Annotated in this window: 13 protein-coding genes; 8 read left to right on the top strand and 5 right to left on the bottom strand. The window is 41.3% G+C overall.

Annotated features, from left to right (window positions below; all coding sequences use genetic code 11):
- Nucleotides 1–15: 15 nt before the first annotated feature.
- Nucleotides 16–858, bottom strand: a complete 843-nt coding sequence (kduI, locus tag GZH31_RS18695) for a 5-dehydro-4-deoxy-D-glucuronate isomerase (RefSeq protein ID WP_036972286.1) — start codon at nucleotides 856–858, stop codon at nucleotides 16–18.
- A 15-nt stretch (nucleotides 859–873) separates the two neighbouring features.
- Nucleotides 874–1,638, bottom strand: coding sequence for a 2-dehydro-3-deoxy-D-gluconate 5-dehydrogenase KduD (gene kduD / locus GZH31_RS18700; protein WP_118845217.1), 765 nt, complete (start codon nucleotides 1,636–1,638; stop codon nucleotides 874–876).
- 241 nt (nucleotides 1,639–1,879) lie between these two features.
- Between kduD and GZH31_RS18705 the strand changes: the two genes are divergently transcribed.
- From GZH31_RS18705 to GZH31_RS18720, 4 genes are read left to right on the top strand one after another with little or no spacing between them, the layout of a single operon-like run.
- A complete protein-coding gene (locus GZH31_RS18705; RefSeq protein ID WP_180311695.1) occupies nucleotides 1,880–3,337 on the top strand; it encodes a tagaturonate reductase in 1,458 nt (485 codons plus the stop codon).
- 2 nt (nucleotides 3,338–3,339) lie between these two features.
- Nucleotides 3,340–4,827 (top strand): UxaA family hydrolase, encoded by a 1,488-nt coding sequence (locus tag GZH31_RS18710; protein ID WP_065978966.1) that lies wholly within the window; start codon nucleotides 3,340–3,342, stop codon nucleotides 4,825–4,827.
- Entirely contained in the window at nucleotides 4,827–5,768 is a 942-nt protein-coding gene (locus tag GZH31_RS18715) for a sugar kinase (protein ID WP_036972291.1), read from the top strand. Before GZH31_RS18710 ends, GZH31_RS18715 begins: the two co-directional genes overlap by 1 nt.
- Before the next feature lie 9 nt (nucleotides 5,769–5,777).
- Nucleotides 5,778–6,824 carry a pectinesterase family protein gene (locus GZH31_RS18720; protein WP_180311696.1) on the top strand — a complete coding sequence of 349 codons (1,047 nt, stop codon included), beginning with the start codon at nucleotides 5,778–5,780 and terminating at the stop codon, nucleotides 6,822–6,824.
- 145 nt (nucleotides 6,825–6,969) lie between these two features.
- On the opposite strand, the gene GZH31_RS18725 is transcribed toward GZH31_RS18720, so the two are convergent.
- On the bottom strand, nucleotides 6,970–8,946 hold the full coding sequence (locus tag GZH31_RS18725) for a ligand-gated channel protein (RefSeq protein WP_065978963.1): 1,977 nt from the start codon (nucleotides 8,944–8,946) through the stop codon (nucleotides 6,970–6,972).
- A gap of 119 nt (nucleotides 8,947–9,065) precedes the next feature.
- On the opposite strand from GZH31_RS18725, the gene GZH31_RS18730 reads away from it, so the two are divergent.
- Nucleotides 9,066–9,974, top strand: coding sequence for a LysR family transcriptional regulator (locus GZH31_RS18730; RefSeq protein ID WP_065978962.1), 909 nt, complete (start codon nucleotides 9,066–9,068; stop codon nucleotides 9,972–9,974).
- A gap of 45 nt (nucleotides 9,975–10,019) precedes the next feature.
- Here the strand turns inward: GZH31_RS18730 and GZH31_RS18735 are convergent, their stop codons facing one another.
- On the bottom strand, nucleotides 10,020–10,637 hold the full coding sequence (locus GZH31_RS18735; protein WP_036972295.1) for a LysE family translocator: 618 nt from the start codon (nucleotides 10,635–10,637) through the stop codon (nucleotides 10,020–10,022).
- Nucleotides 10,638–11,481: 844 nt separating this feature from the next.
- Here GZH31_RS18735 and GZH31_RS18740 point away from each other — a divergent pair.
- Nucleotides 11,482–13,848, top strand: coding sequence for a TonB-dependent receptor (locus GZH31_RS18740; protein ID WP_180311697.1), 2,367 nt, complete (start codon nucleotides 11,482–11,484; stop codon nucleotides 13,846–13,848).
- A gap of 180 nt (nucleotides 13,849–14,028) precedes the next feature.
- Here GZH31_RS18740 and GZH31_RS18745 read toward each other — a convergent pair whose 3' ends face one another.
- Entirely contained in the window at nucleotides 14,029–16,452 is a 2,424-nt protein-coding gene (locus tag GZH31_RS18745) for a prolyl oligopeptidase family serine peptidase (protein ID WP_374027204.1), read from the bottom strand.
- A gap of 184 nt (nucleotides 16,453–16,636) precedes the next feature.
- Between GZH31_RS18745 and GZH31_RS18750 the strand changes: the two genes are divergently transcribed.
- A complete protein-coding gene (locus GZH31_RS18750) occupies nucleotides 16,637–17,644 on the top strand; it encodes a LacI family DNA-binding transcriptional regulator (protein WP_036972298.1) in 1,008 nt (335 codons plus the stop codon).
- Nucleotides 17,641–18,861, top strand: a complete 1,221-nt coding sequence (locus GZH31_RS18755; protein ID WP_118845202.1) for a glycosyltransferase — start codon at nucleotides 17,641–17,643, stop codon at nucleotides 18,859–18,861. Before GZH31_RS18750 ends, GZH31_RS18755 begins: the two co-directional genes overlap by 4 nt.
- Nucleotides 18,862–18,933: the final 72 nt, after the last annotated feature.

The raw sequence follows: 18,933 nt of genomic DNA on the forward strand, positions 1-18,933 counted from the left end.
TCTGTTAAATGTGGACTATCTCAATTGTTGCGGTTGATACTTGTCCATGTCGTCATAATCTAAGTTTTCACCAGCCATCCCCCAGATAAAGCTGTAATTCTGTGTCCCTGCACCAGAATGGATTGACCACGGTGGCGAGACCACAGCTTGCTCATTATGAATCCATAAATGCCGCGTTTCTGTTGGCTCACCCATAAAGTGGCAGACCGCTTGCTCTTGAGGTATTTCGAAATAAAAATACACTTCGTTACGACGATCATGTTGATGAGCTGGCATGGTATTCCACACACTACCGGGCTTAAGTTCAGTTAAGCCCATTTGCAATTGACACGTTTGTACCACTGTATTGATAAGCATTTGGTTGATATTACGCTCATTCGATGTCTCTAAACTTCCTAAATGAAGTACATTAGCATCTTGTTTAGTAACGTGTTTATTTGGGTAACTGTGATGCGCAGGTGCTGAATTTAAGTAAAATTTAGCTGGGTTTTTAGCATCATCACTGCGAAAAGAAACTGATTTGTTACCCCGACCTAAGTAAAGTGCATCTTTATAGTCTAATGAGTAAGTTTCACCATCCGCTGTAATACTACCTTTGCCCCCAACATTGATAATGCCCAATTCGCGACCATCAAGAAAATGGGCCGCTTTTAAGTTATCTAATGTTTCAAGCGTTAATGCGTTATTTAAAGGTACTGCACTGCCAACCATAAAACGTTCATAGTGGGTATAAAGCCAATACACTTTGTCTGCTTGCATTAATTTGTCGACTAAAAACTCGTTTCTCAATTGCTCAGTGTCAAACCCCTTTACTTCATTTGGGCCTACTGCGTAACGTGATTCAATTTCTGTGTTCATTGTTTTATTTTCCTACTAACGTGCTAACCATCCGCCATCAACTGCCAAAATATGTCCATTGACATAATCACTGGCTCGTGATGATAAAAAGATTGCGGTACCAATTAAATCTTCAGCTTCTCCCCAGCGCCCTGCTGGGATACGTTTTTCTATTTCGCTATTACGCCCAGGATCATCCTGAAGCGCTTGCGTGTTATCTGTTCTAAAATACCCAGGTGCTATCGCGTTAACCTGAATGTTATATTGTGCCCATTCATTTGCTAAGGCTTTGGTAACGCCTGCAATAGCATGTTTACTTGCTGTGTAAGCGGGCACAGTCATTCCGCCACTGTATGACAGCATGGATGCAATATTGATAATTTTACCTTGACCCTTTTCGATCATTTTCGGTGCAAATGCCTGAGCAAGTAAAAAGCTGGCATCAAGGTTAACCTTTATCACCTTTTGCCATTCATCGTAGGGGTAATCGATAGCGGGACTTCTAAAAATGGTGCCACCCACATTGACCAGAATATCGATGCCATCATTAACCGACAACGCCTGTTCTGCTAATGCTGACACGCTTTTGGCATCGCTCAAATCAGCGGCAATATCCCATGTTTTCGATGCGCTTTTAGCTATTTCGCTGCATGTTTCTTCGCAACCATGCTCACGACTACTGCTACAGATCACATCAGCCCCAGCAGCGGCTAATCCCATTGCAATTTGCTTTCCTAAGCCACGGCTCGCGCCTGTTACTAAAGCCGTTTTCCCCTTTAAATCGAATAGCTGTGTTGTCATAAAATTAACCTTTTTATCTGTTAACTCTCTGTATCAGACTCTTCAAATAAGATGATACAAAAGTTTGAATGCCTGTTTTAACACCACTTTAATAAACAAGTTGTAAAAACATTCACAAAGTTGTTAATAGTCATTCTTCGCTACCGGTGGCAATTTGTCAAATTTTATTTGCCACCGGTGGCAAATATGTCTAAGATGTAAAAATCAACACGCCAATTAAGGTTAAAAATGGGTCAAATGTATGTACACACTAAATAGAAAAAACGTCAATAAAAACAAATACCCGACGACTATAATGCAATTCGGTGAGGGGAATTTCTTACGCGCTTTTGTGGATTGGCAAATCGACAAATTAAATGAACAAACAGGTTTAAACGCGGGTGTCGCCATTATTAGACCAATTGATTACGACACATTACCGCTACTTAATACTCAAGATGGTCTCTATACCAGTATTATTCGAGGCATTAATGAGCAAGGTGAATCGGTATCTAATGAACGCATTATTAGCTGTGTAAACGAAGAAATTCCTATTTATAAAGAATTCGATAAATATTTACAGCTCGCAGAAAGTGAAGATCTAAAGTTAATTTTTTCTAATACAACCGAAGCAGGCATCGAGTACATTAGCGAAGACTCACTCACTGATAAGCCAGCAAAAGCCTTCCCTGCGAAATTAACTCAATGGTTATTTCACCGCTTTAATCACTTTAACGGTGCAAGTGATCGCGGCATGATCATCATTCCTTGTGAACTAATTGATTATAATGGTGAAAAATTAAAAGAAATTGTCCTCAAGTACTGCCAACTATGGGATTTACCCAGCGAGTTTGTTAGCTGGCTTAACGAGCATAATTATTTTTGCTCATCGTTGGTTGACCGCATCGTGACGGGCTTCCCACGTGATGAACATCAACACTTGCAAGAACAATTTGGCTACTACGACAACTTCATGGTCACAGCTGAATATTTTCATTTATTTGTTATTCAAGGGCCGCAACATTTAGCTGACGTATTATGTTTAGAAGGCAGTGATGTCAATATTAAAATTGTTGACGATATAGCCCCTTACAAACAACGTAAAGTCGCTATTTTAAACGGTGCACATACTGCGATGGTGCCTTTGGCCTATATGGCAAATATCGACTCTGTGGGCGAAGCGCTCGCCTCACCATTAATCGAGAAATATGTAAGTAAACTGATTTTTGACGAGATTATTCCCACACTATCTTTACCTAAAGATGAATTGCAGGTATTTGCCAATGATGTGCTTAATCGCTTTAGAAATCCGTATATTTGTCATTTACTTATGTCGATATCACTGAATAGTATGACCAAATTTAAAACGCGATTACTGCCGCAGTTAGAGCAATATATTGTCGATAATAAAACCGTTCCAGCACTTATTGCGACAGCAATTGCGGGGCAAATTTTGTTTTACCGCGGCGAGCGGAATGGTCAATCCATTGAGCTTTCAGATAGTCCTGAGTGGATCACTTTATTCAAATCCCTGTGGCAACAGCACCAAGATGGTGCGATAACATTGAAAGAGCTTGTCAGCAGTGTGCTTGGCGCTAAGTGGCATTGGGGTAAAGATCTCAATGAACTGACTGGATTGACTGACCTAGTAACAGAACAGCTTAACAGCATGCTTACGACCTCTGTTGAAGAGACACTATCAAAACAAGTGGAATTATAATCATGGCACAGTTATTAAGACTTCATAATACTGATGATGTTGCTATTGCCCTGAGCCCAATTAGTGCGGGTGAACACATTGAGTTTGAAGACTTCTCGTTCACCGCATTAGACGACATCGAAAAAGGACATAAAATTGCGTTAAAGCCAATTTCAAAAGATGACCGTGTTATAAAATATGGCGCTCCAATTGGCTTTGCTCTTGAAGATATAAAGCAAGGTGCTTGGGTTCATACCCACAGCATTAAAACGACCCTGCATGATGAGTTAGAGTATCAATATCAGCCTGAATTTGTCAGTCAAGCTCCTGCTGAGCCCTCCCCACCCGTGAATATATACCGCAGAGCGAATGGCGAAATTGGTATACGTAACGAAATTTGGTTGATTCCAACGGTTGGCTGCGTCAACGGTATGATCAAACAAATGAAAGATGAGTTTCTACGAAATCACCCCGATCTTGGCATTGACGGGGTTCATATATTTCCTCATCAATTTGGGTGTTCACAGTTAGGTGACGATTTAGAAACCACGAGAATTTTACTGCAAGATATGGCATTACACCCTAATGCTGGTGGTGCATTAGTTGTCGGTTTAGGATGCGAGAATAATCAGCTTGCCGCCTTTAAAGCGGGGTTAGGTGATATTGATGAGAATCGAATAAAATTTTTAATATCTCAACATTCCGATGACGAAGTAGAAGATGGTGTCGCGCTGCTAGAACAAATTTACGATGTAATTAAACATGATAAACGTGAACCCGGTCTTCTGAGTGAAGTAAAGTTTGGTCTTGAGTGTGGTGGCAGTGATGGTTTATCCGGTATCACAGCAAACCCAATGCTAGGTTATTTTTCTGATTACTTAATTGCTCAAGGTGGAACGACCGTACTGACCGAAGTACCCGAAATGTTTGGTGCAGAAACCTTACTAATGTCTCGCTGTAAAGATGAAGACACCTTTAACCAGCTTGTCAGCATGGTAAATAATTTTAAAGGTTACTATAAAGCGCATAACCAACCCATTTATGAAAACCCGTCTCCGGGTAACAAAAAAGGCGGCATAACTACATTAGAAGACAAATCGTTGGGCTGTACTCAAAAAGCAGGTACCAGCAAAGTACAGGCCGTGCTTGATTATGGTGAACGATTAAGTACTCCAGGACTCAATTTACTCAACGCCCCCGGCAATGACCCCATTGCCACCAGCGCACTTGCAGCTGCGGGCTGTCATATTGTGCTCTTTACCACCGGGCGAGGTACGCCTTACGGTGGTTTTGTGCCTACTTTAAAAATAGCCACTAATTCAGAGCTTGCGAAAAAGAAAACCCGCTGGATCGACTTCGATGCTGGTGTGCTGGTGAATGGCAAATCCATGCCTGAAGTTCATCAAGAATTTGTCGATTTGTTGGTGGATGTAGTGAATGGTAAACCGACCTGTAATGAAGTAAATGATATTCGCGAAGTAGCCATCTGGAAAAAAGGAGTAACCCTCTAATGTCAAAAAAGAAAATTGCCATTATTGGGGAATGTATGGTGGAGTTGTCAGGGGCTATTTTTGGCGAAATGCAACAAAACTTTGGTGGCGATACCATGAATACAGCCATTTACATGAAAAAATTGGCAAGCGAACGCATTGATGTCAATTACGTCACTGTGATGGGAGAGGATGCGTTAAGCCAAGCAATGATTGCTCGCTGGCAAGACTACCAGGTTAACTGTGACACCGTATTAACCGACAGTAACAAGCATGCTGGTTTATACATGATCCAAACTGACGCCCATGGCGAACGCACTTTTCAATATTGGCGCAATGATTCTGCGGCAAAATACCTCGTTCGCCATGCTAAATTTGCTGATATTGTTAGCCAGTTAAAAGCGGTCGATGCAGTTTATTTGTCGGGTATTTCACTCGCAATTTTGCCCATCGATGACTGTAATGTTTTACTAAATGCTTTGGCTGATCTAAAAGTTCATGGTGTTAAAATTATCTACGATAGTAACCACCGGCCAACGCTTTGGGCATCTCAATCTCATTGCCAACAGAGCAACAACCGTATGTATCAGCTTGCTGATTTAGCCTTGGTGACATTTGAAGATGAAGCCCAAATTTGGGGCTTTAACAACCTCACAGAATGTCGTGAGCACTTGCATCAACAAGGTGTAAGGCAGCTGGTCATTAAAACCGGTGAAAAGGGCTGTCAATACAGTGAAAATAGTCACAGTATTGTCAATCAGTATGATGCCAGACTGGTAGATAATGTTGTTGATACCACTGCAGCAGGTGATTCATTTAATGCGGGGTTTTTAAGTTATTGGTTGCTAGACCATGACATTGCAAGCTGTGCAGAGGCTGGAAATCTCGTTGCAGGACAGGTTATTCAACAACGAGGGGCCATCGTTCCAATAGATAACTCAATACTAAACAGCACACTTTAGGAGACAAGTATGCGTTTATTTTTATCATTGCTCGTGGGGTTATCTATTGCGCAGAGTGTTTTTGCTGCGACGCCTGCAATTGGTACCGAGCCTGTCACATTTATGCATGTAGAAAAAAATAATAAGCATGCCTATAACAGCATTCAAGCTGCAATTAATGCGAGTAGCCCCTATAAAGAGGTGGTGATCACTGTTGCAGCTGGTGAGTACAACGAAAAACTGTATATCACCCGCAGTAACCTCAGTATTGTCGGTGAATCCGCCGCTAATACTATCATTCGTTACGCACAGTTGAGGAATAGTTGGCGAGAACACAATGACAGTGACTGGGGAGCTGCCGTGGTTAATATCACTGGCAGTGACATAACACTCGCCAATATCTCCGTTATCAATGATTACGGAAAAATTCATAACACACTTGAACATCAGTTTGCGATCCGCGGCTTTGAAAACGCATCACGAATCATCTTTCATCAATGTGACGTACAGGCCTATGGTGCTGATACAGTGAGTCTTTGGAACAAAAAAGAGGGTCTTTATTACCACTCTTACTGCTCTTTCACTGGGGCTACAGATATGGTTTGCCCAAGAGGTACCGCCCTCATTGAGCATTCTCAATTTTACAACTTAAAACAAACCGCGACTCTTTGGCATGATGGCGAATTGAGTAGCGAACAAAAGTTTGTTGTTGCTAATAGTGAATTTAATGGCGTAGAAGGCTTTTGGCTTGGCAGACATCATTATGATGCCCAGTTTTATTTATTCGGAAATCAGTTTTCTGATAACTTAGCAGATAAACCTATCTTTAAAAAAACCTATGCGGATAAGCAAAGAGACCAACCAAATCGTTGGGGATCCCGTTATTTCTTCGCCAATAACAAAGCCCCGTATGCTTGGTTAGATGATAACTTCCAACCGAAACAGCTAAATATAGAAGAAAACAACCTTGTTGACTGGGTTTTCAAAGGCGAATGGCAACCCAAACAACAATTGCAGATGCTGAAACAACAGCTGGCTACTCAAAACTTTAAAACTGATGCATTTCAGTTGAAATAAGTTGCGTTAACTTTAGAGTGCATGCTTTGGGTTTCAATGTCACTGTAAGTTATATCGTTACTCACCTCTCACAGGTATGCACTCAACCTCGTTCGATAAATATGAGTGTGGCATAATTACGCCACACTCATCTTACTCATCACATTTAAAAGTTAACACCCACTGACAACCAGTAGCGACGACCGTCTTCTACATAACCATACTCTGCCTCTGATATTTCTTTATCGAATAGGTTATACACACCAAAGCCAAGTGTAATTCGTCGGCTTAAATCATAGTTACCCCCCATGTCTGCCAAAGTGTAGTCTGGTGCAATTAAGCTACTTTGCGATGGACCTGTCGTAGGTTGGCTTTCTTCACCGCGATAATGCACACGCAGCCACGTTCCTAGTTTATCTACTGGGCGCCAATTAAGTGAGGTTTGTAAAATGTGTTTAGGTAATTGATTAAGTGGACTGCCTTTGTATTCACCGGTTTTTTGCTCAGAATCGGTGTAGGTGTAATTAGCACTCACATCAAGCTCGCTGGTAATATCGTAAGAAACCGACAGCTCAAACCCTTGTGTTACTGCTTCATCAACATTGATATAAGTTGTAGGCAGAGAACCAAACTGATTCGGACCATCTGTACATTGCGTTAATGGGCAAGAAATACGCGTAATTTTATCTTTAAACTCGTTGTAGAACACCGTACTTGAGAGCGATAAATCGCGACTGATATCATAATAAATCCCCATTTCGTAGTTTACGGACTTTTCAGGGATTAAGTCTGGGTTACCATAAATATTACCACCACGGCTTACCTGTCCCCACGCTGGAGTAGATTGGCGAATATTCGGTGCTCTAAAGCCTGTTGAAATTCCCCCTTTCACAGTCAGCGACTTAGTGGCATTGTATACACCATATAAACGCGGACTAAAGTGACCCGCAAAGTTACCATCATGATCATAACGAAGCCCAGTGGTCAGTTTGAATTGCTTTGATGCAGACCATTCATCTTCTGCAAACACCGACCATTGCTCGTTTTCCACATGCGTTAAATCACTGATGCTATTACTCGTATAATCATCCAGTTCTTCTTTTAAATACGCCGCACCAACGCTTGCATTATGATTGGTAAATGGCAGTGTCCAGCTTGTTTGCGCGTCGGTATTTTCGACATACATTTCACGCGAGGTGTTATCAAACTTATCGTATTTTAGATAGCTGCGCGATGAGCCAAAATCGTAAAAGCCATTATGGCTAAGCGAATAAGTTTCTTGGTCGTACTCTGTGGTTGACGACTCAGGACACCCCCGTCGGCCACAGCTTTCACCTTGCGCTAAAGGCGCGACGGTTTTACCTAAAGTTTCATCCAGTTTTTGTTTTGCCGAGCCCACCTCAAACATAATTTCGTGGTTATCTGATGGCGTTAAAATAAACTTCGCTTTGATATTGCTTTGCTCTTTACCTCGAAAGCCAGCAACAAAGTCATCTTCATCACGCTCAGAGAACTGCCCTGAAAGCTGAACTCCTAGCAACTCTGGAATTAAGCCACCCGCGGTAAAAAAACTACCTTGATTAATGTTGCCAGATTCGCTTGATTCTTGAATGGTGCTGTCTAAACGCAGTTCGCCATACCACTTTTCGGGTGTTTTACGGGTTATAATATTGATAACCCCACCAATCGCATCAGAGCCATACAGTGATGACATAGGGCCACGAATAACTTCAATTCGGTCAATGGCTGAAATAGGGGGTGTCCATGCCCCTTCAACACCTGGGCCATCACTGTTTGGACGAGTTTCGCGAGAGGTTTGACGTTGGCCATCAATTAAAATCAAAGTGTACTGGCTTGCCATACCACGCAAACTGATATCTTTTCTATCACCACCACCGGTCACAACCACACCGGGTACGTCGGTCATGGCATCTGTTAAGTCACGGTAAAAACGCTTTTCTAGCTGCTCACGATCAATCACGCTAATACTTGCAGGTGCCTCTTTTAGCATTTGCTCATACCCAGATGCAGAAACAACAATCACTTCCATGTCTTGTTTTTTATCATCAGCGTATGCAAAATGAGATAGGCCTGCTAAGACAGCAGCGGTGAGAGGTAAAACAGAAGGAACAACCCTCGTCATAATAATACTCCGTGACTTTTTGTTTATAAATGATAATAATTAGCGTTTGCAATATTAATGAGAAGTCCCCGTTTTAACAATTTACGATTTCTTAAAACTGAATTAAGAAGGCCTGAACAATGAATTCCAAGCTAATCAAAACACTACGCGTATTTTCTCGTACTGTTGAAACAGGCAATATGAGCAGTGCTGCTGCTGAGTTATCAATGACGACATCGGCTGTAAGCCAACATATAAAGCAATTAGAACAGGAAATCGGGTTAAGTTTATTTAATCGCAGCCCGCGAGAGTTGACGCTGACCGAAGCCGGTCATTTGTATTATCAAAGCTGTTTAAAGATGCTGGCACTTGCAGATCAAGCCAGCACGCAATTACAACACTTACAAAGTAAACCCAGTGGCGAATTAAAGTTAGTGGCCCCCGTCGGTTTTGGTGGAGGACTTTTAAGTGAACCGCTCGAGCGCCTAATAAACGAGTTTGATGATTTACGTATTCAGTTAATTTTAACTGATGAGCCAATCGATATGATAAAAAGTGGCGCAGATTTAGCCATTGCAATAGGCCCATTAACAAACTCAAATCTGATTGCACGAAAGCTCGCAACCTGGCCGTTAAAGCTCTGCGCCCACAGAGATCATCCTATCGCTAAGTTTAAAAAAGTCAGTTGGGATGATTTACATCAGTTCGCCCGTATTTCACATACATACGCCGACAGCAATGCATTTAATCCACTAACGCTTGAAAGTAAACCGCTGCCCAAGGCAAAAATAAACGTCAATAACATGCAAAGTTTAATTGCGCTGGTCTGTGATGGGGTCGGTTATGGCGTGTTGCCAGAGCCTGAAGTGAGGCACTTATTAAGAACAAAAGAACTCATCGAAATCGCGCCCGAATGGGCCATGCCAAACTACACCGTGTATGCAGTTACCCCAGCAAGAGACAGCTTAGCTGCAAAAACCAAAACAGCGATAGAAACCATAAAACACTGTTTTAATGATGTGTCGAAACAGGTTGAATTTGTTGATTAAGGCCAGTATGGATAATACCAATTCGCTAAAATAAGCGCATGGGTATTATCCAAGTGCGAGCCAAACACCTACACACATCATAAGCGCACCGGCAATACGATTTAGCCATTTTAAATTGTCGCCTTTATCTAAAAATAACCTCAAGCTTTTACCACCCGTGGCATAAATTAACATACAGATAAACTCGCTCAGCATAATAATGCTTACTAATACAGCAAGCTGCGGGGCAACGGCTAATTCTACATTTATAAAAGGGGGCAAGAGTGAAATCATAAACGCCCACCCTTTTGGGTTTGCGATGGCAGTGATATAACCTTGTGAAAACAGTTGTCCGCGCCCTATTTGCTGCTCGGTTTCATTTTCGGGCTTAAAACTGGTTTTTGCGCGCCACATATTGACTCCAAGATAAATAAGGTACGCACCGCCAACATATTTTAGTATCGCAAACAACGCAGGATAATTAAGCATAATACTGGCAACCCCCACAACAGCCGCAATTGCCACCGTTGCCACGCCAAGCACTTCACCCACCATCATCCACAATGTGCGCCTTACCCCCACACTCATACCCAGAGTCATCGCTAAAGTCATGCACATACCTGGTGTAATAGACACAAAAAAGAAGGTAGGAATAAAAACCGCAAGTACTGCTAAATCGAGCATAAACCAATCACATCATGAATACTGAAAAAATAGAAAAGCGATTTAAACACATTCAATTAAATAAACAAACAAACACGCGATTACTCACATTTCAATGCGCTAAAGCTCATGAAAACTGGTAATGCAATATTAATATAGGGAGCTAGTTAGCCCACGATCTTCGTTACTAAAATATAAGCTACCAAAAAGCCTATACCATTAGGTTGGGCAACACATTCTATTGCAGCAAATAATCAAGCCAGATCATTATTACGTACAGCGCGACCACGAGTAGTCATTGTATCGGACTCCATCTATTGTGATAGCGATGGCTATTGCACAAGCGCTTCATCTTCAGTCAACTTTGCTTAACTCAGCTCTACTTTATAGCTTCGATAAGTACAGACACTATAACTAATTTTCCACGTGAAACTGAGTTTAGTATTTTACCTAAACAGCAATGACCCCTGTGATCACTGCAAACTTGTTGCGCTGAGCTTTTACCTTCTCTGTAAAATACCTATGAGTGCTCTGTAGCTTTATCTGACGGGATAATTTAATTGAAGAAAGATTCGAATGTGCAGTTTGAGAGAACAATTAAAAAATTCATCACTCATCACCTAAAAAAGACCATTGCCTGATGAGCAATTCCGTAAGCACGACTAACGACTCACAAAAACAATATACACGTTGGTCAATCTCATTATTTAGCATGTAAAAATAAACAAAAAGACATAATTAATTCCAGAATAAAAACCAATTAGAAAAACAATTCCCCAAAAAAGGGTTAAATAGATTGAACAATGCCAATATTTAAATTAACGTCGTTAATAGAATATCAACAAAAAAAACACTGGGAACATCAATGAAAAACACTCTATTAACAAAACAAACTATTTTAACCACTGTGATTTTAGGTCATTTATATGCAGTTCCAGCAATAGCCATGGATACAGAAGATAAAATTGAAAAAGAGGAAAATCTAGAAGTAATAACGGTTACTTCGCGTAAAAAACTTGAAACAATCCTAGAAATACCTATGAGTATTTCAGCGGTATCTGCAGTTGAGATTGCCAATCGAAACTACCTTGATGCATCTGATATTTACCGTACTTTAGCTGGTGCTGCAGCACCTCGTGGTCAGTTAATTTTAAGAGGGTTAAGCGGAGGGAATAGCGCATCGCCAGATACAACAGCCATATTCACTGATGATATCCCGTATGAATTTACAAACCTCACAGATGTTGAGCGAGTTGAAGTATTACGCGGCCCACAAGGTACATTATACGGTTCGAATGCAATCGGTGGTACGGTTCGCGTTATCACTAAAAAACCACAATTAGATGAATTTGAGTTATTTGGTACGATTGAAGGCTCAAGTGAAAATAATGTAGATGGTTTTGACAGCAGCTTATCTTTAGGTGTTAATGTACCTCTATTAGACGATACCCTTGCATTAAGAGTGACAGGTAATATAACCAACGATGTCCGTCCTTATGTCAATCAAGCAACAGGACAACAGAGTAAAAGTCAAAGTAGTTTTATTCGAAGTCAATTATTATGGCAACCAATTGATAATTTAGCACTTAACTTCACCTATGTGCATGATGAGTATTCTGCTAATGGCGCAACATTGGGAGATACCTCAAAGCCAGGATATTACTATGAATTATCTTATGATGAAGATGCTTCAGCTAAGTACGGTTATGATATCTCAGACACTAAAATAACATGTGATCCGACATTTAATCGCCCAGATTGTATTCAAGGTGGTGGATTTATTCATGGTGCTGATGATAAATATGCTCTCTATAATTTACTCGATGGTTGGGATAAAGAGTCTACAAATTTATATAGCTTAACTGTTGATGTTGATAATATAGCCGACGTTGCTTCATTAACTTATGCTGGTTCATACCGAAAAGTAAAATCTGATTCGCTGGATGATTGGTCTCGTTTAGATGCTTCTGATATGTTTAAAACATGGATAATAAACGATCAAGAGCTGTCCCGCGTTACCCATGAAATTAGGCTTCAGAACTTCGATTTAAATAGCAATTTAAGTTGGACTGTCGGTGCTTATTGGGATAAATCATGGCGACCTGACTCTCCAGGTCATCAATGGCAATATATTGAAAGCGGTGACAGGACAGCAGCTGCTGCACTTTACTGGTGGGGGGACGATGCCCAGCAAATCGGTTTAGATAACTTTGACGATCCTAATAAAATTTGGAATTATCATGTGTTCAGCGAGTGGGCAAAAGAGTTTGCGCTGTTTGCAGATGTAGCGTACCAAATTGAAACAGACGATTTTGGCAATATTGAGTTAAATGCGGGTATTCGCCATTTCAATTTAGAAGATTTTGAACGCACTGAAGAAATTGGTGTGTGGTCAAACGATAAAACACTGATAGGCGGTGAAGAACAAGGAAATCGCTTTAAATTTAGCGCTTCTTGGCAACCTACTGATGACTATTCAATTTATGCTCTTTACTCTGAAGGATACCGCCCAGGTGGTAACAATAGCCCACTAGCCGCAGCGTGTGTAAATGATGTTAATGCTAAGAATCGTAAAGCTCGCTTCACATCTGATTCAATCGATAACTATGAAGTTGGCTTAAAGGGCTCATTATTCGATGGTAAGTTCAACTTTAGCTCTGCTATTTATCAAATAAACTGGAGTGATATTAAGACGAGTATTTACATGGATTCTTGTGGGTTCTCTTATACCGCAAATGCAGGAAAAGCACGTTCAAGAGGGCTTGAGTTTGAGTCAAAAGCAAGCTTAACAGATACTATAGCATTAATTGTAAATGCCTCTTATACCAACTCTGAACTTACTGAAGATAATGAAACAATCGGTGGCGTTAAAGGTCAAGAAATGACGATGGTGCCTAAATATAATGCTTATATCGCAATTGATAAGGAATTTGACATTAATAACAAGCCATTCTTTATTCGTGGTGACGTCTCAGCATATGGTAAATACAACACGCACTTTGATACCAAACCTGGAGATGAAGTCCCTGGTTATGAAGTATTTAACTTATCAGCTCGTTATGAGGTCAACGAAAACGTGAAATTAAGCGTTCACTTAAATAATGTCTTCGATAATGATGCGATTAAGTATAAAAGAGATCGAAGTCGTAGTAATAGAACAACCGCTCAAAAATACATAGATTTTTTACCCGAGCGTAGCATTGGCATACGTTTAGATTACAACTTTATGTAAATAACAATTAAAGAGTCAATGCCGCTTTCTAAGCGGCATTATTTTTTCAACAATTAATTCTAGGCAGCTCAAACTCGATAAATCGTAATTGGTAATACTGACCACTATTAACTTCAGCTTTAGCCTCTCAAAAAAATCCCCGCTAAAAGGCGGGGATTCTTAATATACGTATTTTGCTAATTACTGAGTGACACCTTCAGCAGCAACTGGCTCTGCTTGCTTTTCATCACTTAATAAGTATTTATCTAGCCATTGCTCTTGCTCCCAAAGCACATGCAATAAGCTCTTACGGGCACGGTAGCCGTGCGCCTCATAAGGCAACATAACTAAACGAGCCTCTTTGCCAAGGCCTTTTAATGCGGCGTACATGCGCTCGCTTTGCATTGGGAACGTGCCTGAATTTGGATCTTCTTGGCCGTGTATCATCAACATAGGTTCATTGATTTTCTCAGCATGGAAAAATGGCGACATTGCTGCATACACATCTTGAGCTTGCCAAAAATCGCGTTCTTCACCTTGAAAACCAAATGGCGTTAATGTGCGATTGTAAGCACCACTGCGGGCAATACCCGTTTTAAATAAGTCGCTGTGTGCTAGTAAATTAGCCACCATAAAAGCACCATACGAGTGACCAGCAATCGCTATTTTGTCTTTATCGGCAATGCCTTTTTCAACCAATACATCAACAGCGGCTTGCGCACTCGATACGAGCTGAGTACGGAAAAGGTCATTCGGCTCTTTACCATCGACACCTACAATTGGCATTTTAGGGTCATCAAATACCGCAATCCCTTTTGCAAGGTACGGCATAGGCCCCCAATACCCAATGTAAGTAAACTCATACGGTGATTCGCGCACTTGCGATGCCACCGCTTTATCTTTGTATTCAAGCGGGTAAGCCCACATCAGTACAGGTAACGTTCCTTGGGTTTTGTCATAGCCCGGCGGCAAGTAAAGTGTGCCACTCAGTTCAACACCATCCTCTCTTTTATAACGAATAAGCTCTTTAGTTACGCCTTTAAATTCAGGGTAAGGATGCTCAAACGTTGTTAATTGAGTGAGTTTGTCGTTATCTAAATCACGAATAAAGAAATTTGGTTGCTCTGTTTTTGATTCACGTATGGTGATCAAACGCTCGCCTTCATCGTCTAACATCGCACGCACACGCTCGTAATAAGGTGCAGCTGATTGCCAAACACGGGTTGTTGAGTTTGTTTTTACATCGTAACGGTCTAAGAATGGGATATTTCCTTGCTCAGACGCCCCATTACCACGGAAATAAATATAACGACCGCCAATCACTTTGATGACTCTTTCACCTAAGTCGTTTTTCTCGTAGATTGGGTAACCCGGATCTTTATAAGCATCATTGTAACTGCGCTCAGAAAAGAGCACGCGATTTTTATCGGCATTTCGAGGTTGTATAACAAATGTGCGTATTTGTCTGTCGCTAAAACGCCATTCAGATAATAAGGCAACATTGTTACTGCCCCACTCTATTGAGTCGAAGCGACGCTCAACTTTAGCAAATAGCTTAGGTTCACGTTTAAACGGAGCGCGCAGACTATAAAGGTAGTCATGGTGCGCTACATCTGTTTTCATATCGCCACCGTCTTGTGCTTCTGCCCAAATGACTTCGGCACCTTGGTCTGAACGCCACTGAAAATCTCGACGGCCAGTACGAACGCTGTCGTAACCTTGGGGAATATTGTCGGCTAGCGGCTGTTTTGCCAGCTCAGCCAAGGTGTAACCGCGCATTCCCCAAATTTGCCATGTAGCAGCAAAGCGTTGGTATGGAACTTGGTACGAAAAAGGCTCATCGATCATACCCACCAAAATATTGGTTGAATCGGGCGATACTGAAAACGACTTAATTAACCCAGCTTGACCAATTGGCTGCGCTTGGCCGCTCAATGGAATATAAGTAAGCTGACTTTGGCCAAAAAACTTAAACTGCGCTTCATCGAAGGGGCTGCTTAATAAATTTTGATAAGTGCGCGCAGGTGCTTTTTCACCTGTACTTTGTTGAATTACCGGCACGACAGCCGTGCTGTCATTGGTTAAACGAGTTTTACCTAAATTAACAGCCGCATTTGCAACGATAGCACTGCTATCGGGTAACCACATGTAAGGAGTACGTGTTAATACTGAGTTTAACGGCGTATCACTGAGTTGCCTTGCTTGTTTTGTACTGACGTTATAAACCCATAAATTAGCACTGTTTTTTTGTTCAATTACAAAGGCTAAGTATTGACTATCGCTTGACCAACTGGGCGAGCGAATTAAACCATTGGGTAAACCCGATACCGTAATTTCACTCCCTGTTTCAACATGCTTTAGCACCAGAGACGTAAATATAGCGCGCTCACGTGAGCGCGAAAAATTGGCAGGATTAAGTTTAATTCCGGCGAGTTTTAGTTCTTCTTTCGCAAGATCTTGCAGGGTATCAATACGTTTTCTATCAAATAATGCCAACCACTCGGCATCATTTGATAAATAACTACTGGGGGCTAATTTAGCATCGACAACCGAAGCCAAGGCAGGTGAAGGTGTTTGATACCCTTCATTGGCAAAACTTGAAGTACAAACTGACACGCCAATCATCAGCGTAAAAAGCAATTTTAATGCTTTCATGTTAGTTCCTTTTTTCGTTTTTATTTCCGACTAAGAAAATAGTTTAAGACATTTTATAAAGAGTTTCGACTCTTTTGGCAGCTAATCAGTGACTTAAATCACTAAATTACGCTAATATAAGCACACTATATTCGCTACTTTTCGCTAGACAAAAATGAAAAAATCAACGGGCAAAGTCACTATTTGGGACGTAGCCAAAGAAGCGCAAGTATCAAAATCTACCGTGTCTTTGGTTCTCACTAACAGTGATAAAGTCAGTAATAAAAGTAAAGAAAAAGTGCTGACTGCCATCGATAAGCTTGGTTATGTATATAACCGAGACGCCGCAGCACTTCGAAGTAAGCGCTCGAATCTTGTCGCACTGGTAATTAATGACCTAACCAACCCCTACTCAGCGCAACTAGCAGTAGGCTTGGAGAAGCATATTTACGATTTAGGGATGTTGCCTATGTTGGTAAATATTGCCGAATGTGTAGAAAGACAAAAGCAAGTTGTAAAAACTCTAAAAGAATACAATGTGTCTGCTTTTATTATGTGCCCGGCCCCTGGCACCGAACAAAGCTGGCAAGATGACCTGATTAATAGCGGCTTTCCTGTAATTAATATAATGCGTGAGGTTCCCTTTTCGGCAGCACCGTGCGTTTTACCCGACAACAAAAAAGGCACTCATATTGCTACCAGCCATATCCTGTCGCAAGGTATTGAAGAAATTGCTTTTTTAGGTGGTGTAGATGAAATATCAGACTACCATGAGCGACTGAGTGGTTTTTTATCGGCGCTTAAACAATTTAATATAAGCGAAGACAAACGTGTTATTCAGGCACAAACAAATCGTCAAGGTGGCCGCGAAGCCTTCAACAGTTTGATCAAAAAATCCCCGCATATCAAAGCGATTATTTGCTTTAACGATGTGATTGCTTATGGTGCCATTGAAGCAATGCGCCAACATGGATTAGAACCGGGCAAAGACATTAAAGTTGTTGGCTTTGATGATCTTGAAGACTCGCGATTAATGCTACCATCGCTCTCAACCATTGCAATAAATGCCGATGAAATTGGTAAGCGCACTTGCCAAGTTTTAAAAGAACTTCTTAATCAATCGACACCACCTGTCCGCACTTTGGTGGATGTCAATTTACAAATACGAGACTCAAGTCAATGAAAAAAGTGTTAGTGATCGGCTATGTATGGCCAGAGCCAAACTCCTCTGCCGCCGGCACCCACATGATGTCGCTATTGCGCGCCTTTCGAGCACAAAACTGGCAAGTCGAGTTTGCCAGTCCAGCGCAAAAAACAGAGCACATGATTGACCTTGCAAACGAAGGCATAACCAGCCAAGTCATTGCCCTAAACTGCGCCAGCTTTGATCAGTATGTACAAGCTTATAATCCCGATATCGTGATGTTTGATCGCTTCATGATGGAAGAGCAATTTGGTTGGCGTGTAGATAAATACTGTCCCAATGCATTAAAAATCCTCGACACAGAAGACTTGCAATGCTTAAGAAACGCTCGCCACGAGGCACATAAAGCAGGACGTGCATTCAACTTTGCAGACTTACACAGTGATATTGCCAAACGTGAAATAGCTGCTATTTTGCGCTCAGATATTAGTTTGATCATCTCGCACTATGAAATGCAATTACTAAACGATGTATTCAACGTTGATAGTGCGTTATTGCATCACTTGCCATTTTTAGTCGACTTAAAAGCGCTTCCGACCAACACAAAACCCTTTAATGAGCGCCAGCATTTTATGACGATTGGTAACTTTCGCCATGCCCCAAATTGGGATGCAGTCCTTTACTTACAACAAATCTGGCCGTTGATCCGCAAGCAATTACCTGACGCCGAATTACATATTTATGGCTCTTACCCACCGCCTAAAGCAACGGCACTTAATAACCCTAAAACAGGATTTTTAATAAAAGGCTGGGCAGATGATGCCTATAAAGTTATGGAAGATGCTCGCGTATGCTTATCACCACTGCGCTTTGGTGCCGGTATTAAAGGTAAGTTACTGGAAGCGATGATCATGCAAACGCCGAGTGTCACCACCCCAATTGGCAGTGAAGGCATGCACCTAAACGAGCCGTGGCCAGGTACAGTTTGCGAAAATGCAGAGCAATTTGCCGACGCCGCCGTAGCACTTTACAAAGATGAATCTGCGTTTATTCAAGCTCAGCAATATGGCAAACAGTTATTGCAAAAATATTATGATAAATCAAAACTTGAAGCGCAATTAATGGCTAAAATTGAACACGTCAGTGAGTCACTGATAAGCCATAGACACAACAATTTCACAGGGCAAATGCTGAAACATCACACAATGCGTTCAACACAATATATGGCGCAATGGATTGAAGCAAAAAATAAGTAAATTACCCCTAAATAACACTAGACATAGTAGCGTTTGTCGCTAAAATCGCGCTGGTAAATTTAAGCTTTATAG

Source organism: Pseudoalteromonas sp. JSTW (assembly GCF_013423925.1).
Classification (GTDB): Bacteria; Pseudomonadota; Gammaproteobacteria; order Enterobacterales; family Alteromonadaceae; genus Pseudoalteromonas; species Pseudoalteromonas lipolytica.

Coding starts and splice junctions, on each gene's coding strand:
- GZH31_RS18720 (WP_180311696.1), top strand. CDS start 5,778: ATGCGTTTATTTTTATCATTGCTCGTGGGGTTATCTATTGCGCAGAGT.
- GZH31_RS18725 (WP_065978963.1), bottom strand. CDS start 8,946: ATGACGAGGGTTGTTCCTTCTGTTTTACCTCTCACCGCTGCTGTCTTA.
- GZH31_RS18735 (WP_036972295.1), bottom strand. CDS start 10,637: ATGCTCGATTTAGCAGTACTTGCGGTTTTTATTCCTACCTTCTTTTTT.
- GZH31_RS18750 (WP_036972298.1), top strand. CDS start 16,637: ATGAAAAAATCAACGGGCAAAGTCACTATTTGGGACGTAGCCAAAGAA.
- GZH31_RS18730 (WP_065978962.1), top strand. CDS start 9,066: ATGAATTCCAAGCTAATCAAAACACTACGCGTATTTTCTCGTACTGTT.
- kduD (WP_118845217.1), bottom strand. CDS start 1,638: ATGACAACACAGCTATTCGATTTAAAGGGGAAAACGGCTTTAGTAACA.
- GZH31_RS18705 (WP_180311695.1), top strand. CDS start 1,880: ATGTACACACTAAATAGAAAAAACGTCAATAAAAACAAATACCCGACG.
- GZH31_RS18745 (WP_374027204.1), bottom strand. CDS start 16,452: ATGATTGGCGTGTCAGTTTGTACTTCAAGTTTTGCCAATGAAGGGTAT.
- GZH31_RS18710 (WP_065978966.1), top strand. CDS start 3,340: ATGGCACAGTTATTAAGACTTCATAATACTGATGATGTTGCTATTGCC.
- GZH31_RS18715 (WP_036972291.1), top strand. CDS start 4,827: ATGTCAAAAAAGAAAATTGCCATTATTGGGGAATGTATGGTGGAGTTG.
- GZH31_RS18740 (WP_180311697.1), top strand. CDS start 11,482: ATGAAAAACACTCTATTAACAAAACAAACTATTTTAACCACTGTGATT.
- kduI (WP_036972286.1), bottom strand. CDS start 858: ATGAACACAGAAATTGAATCACGTTACGCAGTAGGCCCAAATGAAGTA.
- GZH31_RS18755 (WP_118845202.1), top strand. CDS start 17,641: ATGAAAAAAGTGTTAGTGATCGGCTATGTATGGCCAGAGCCAAACTCC.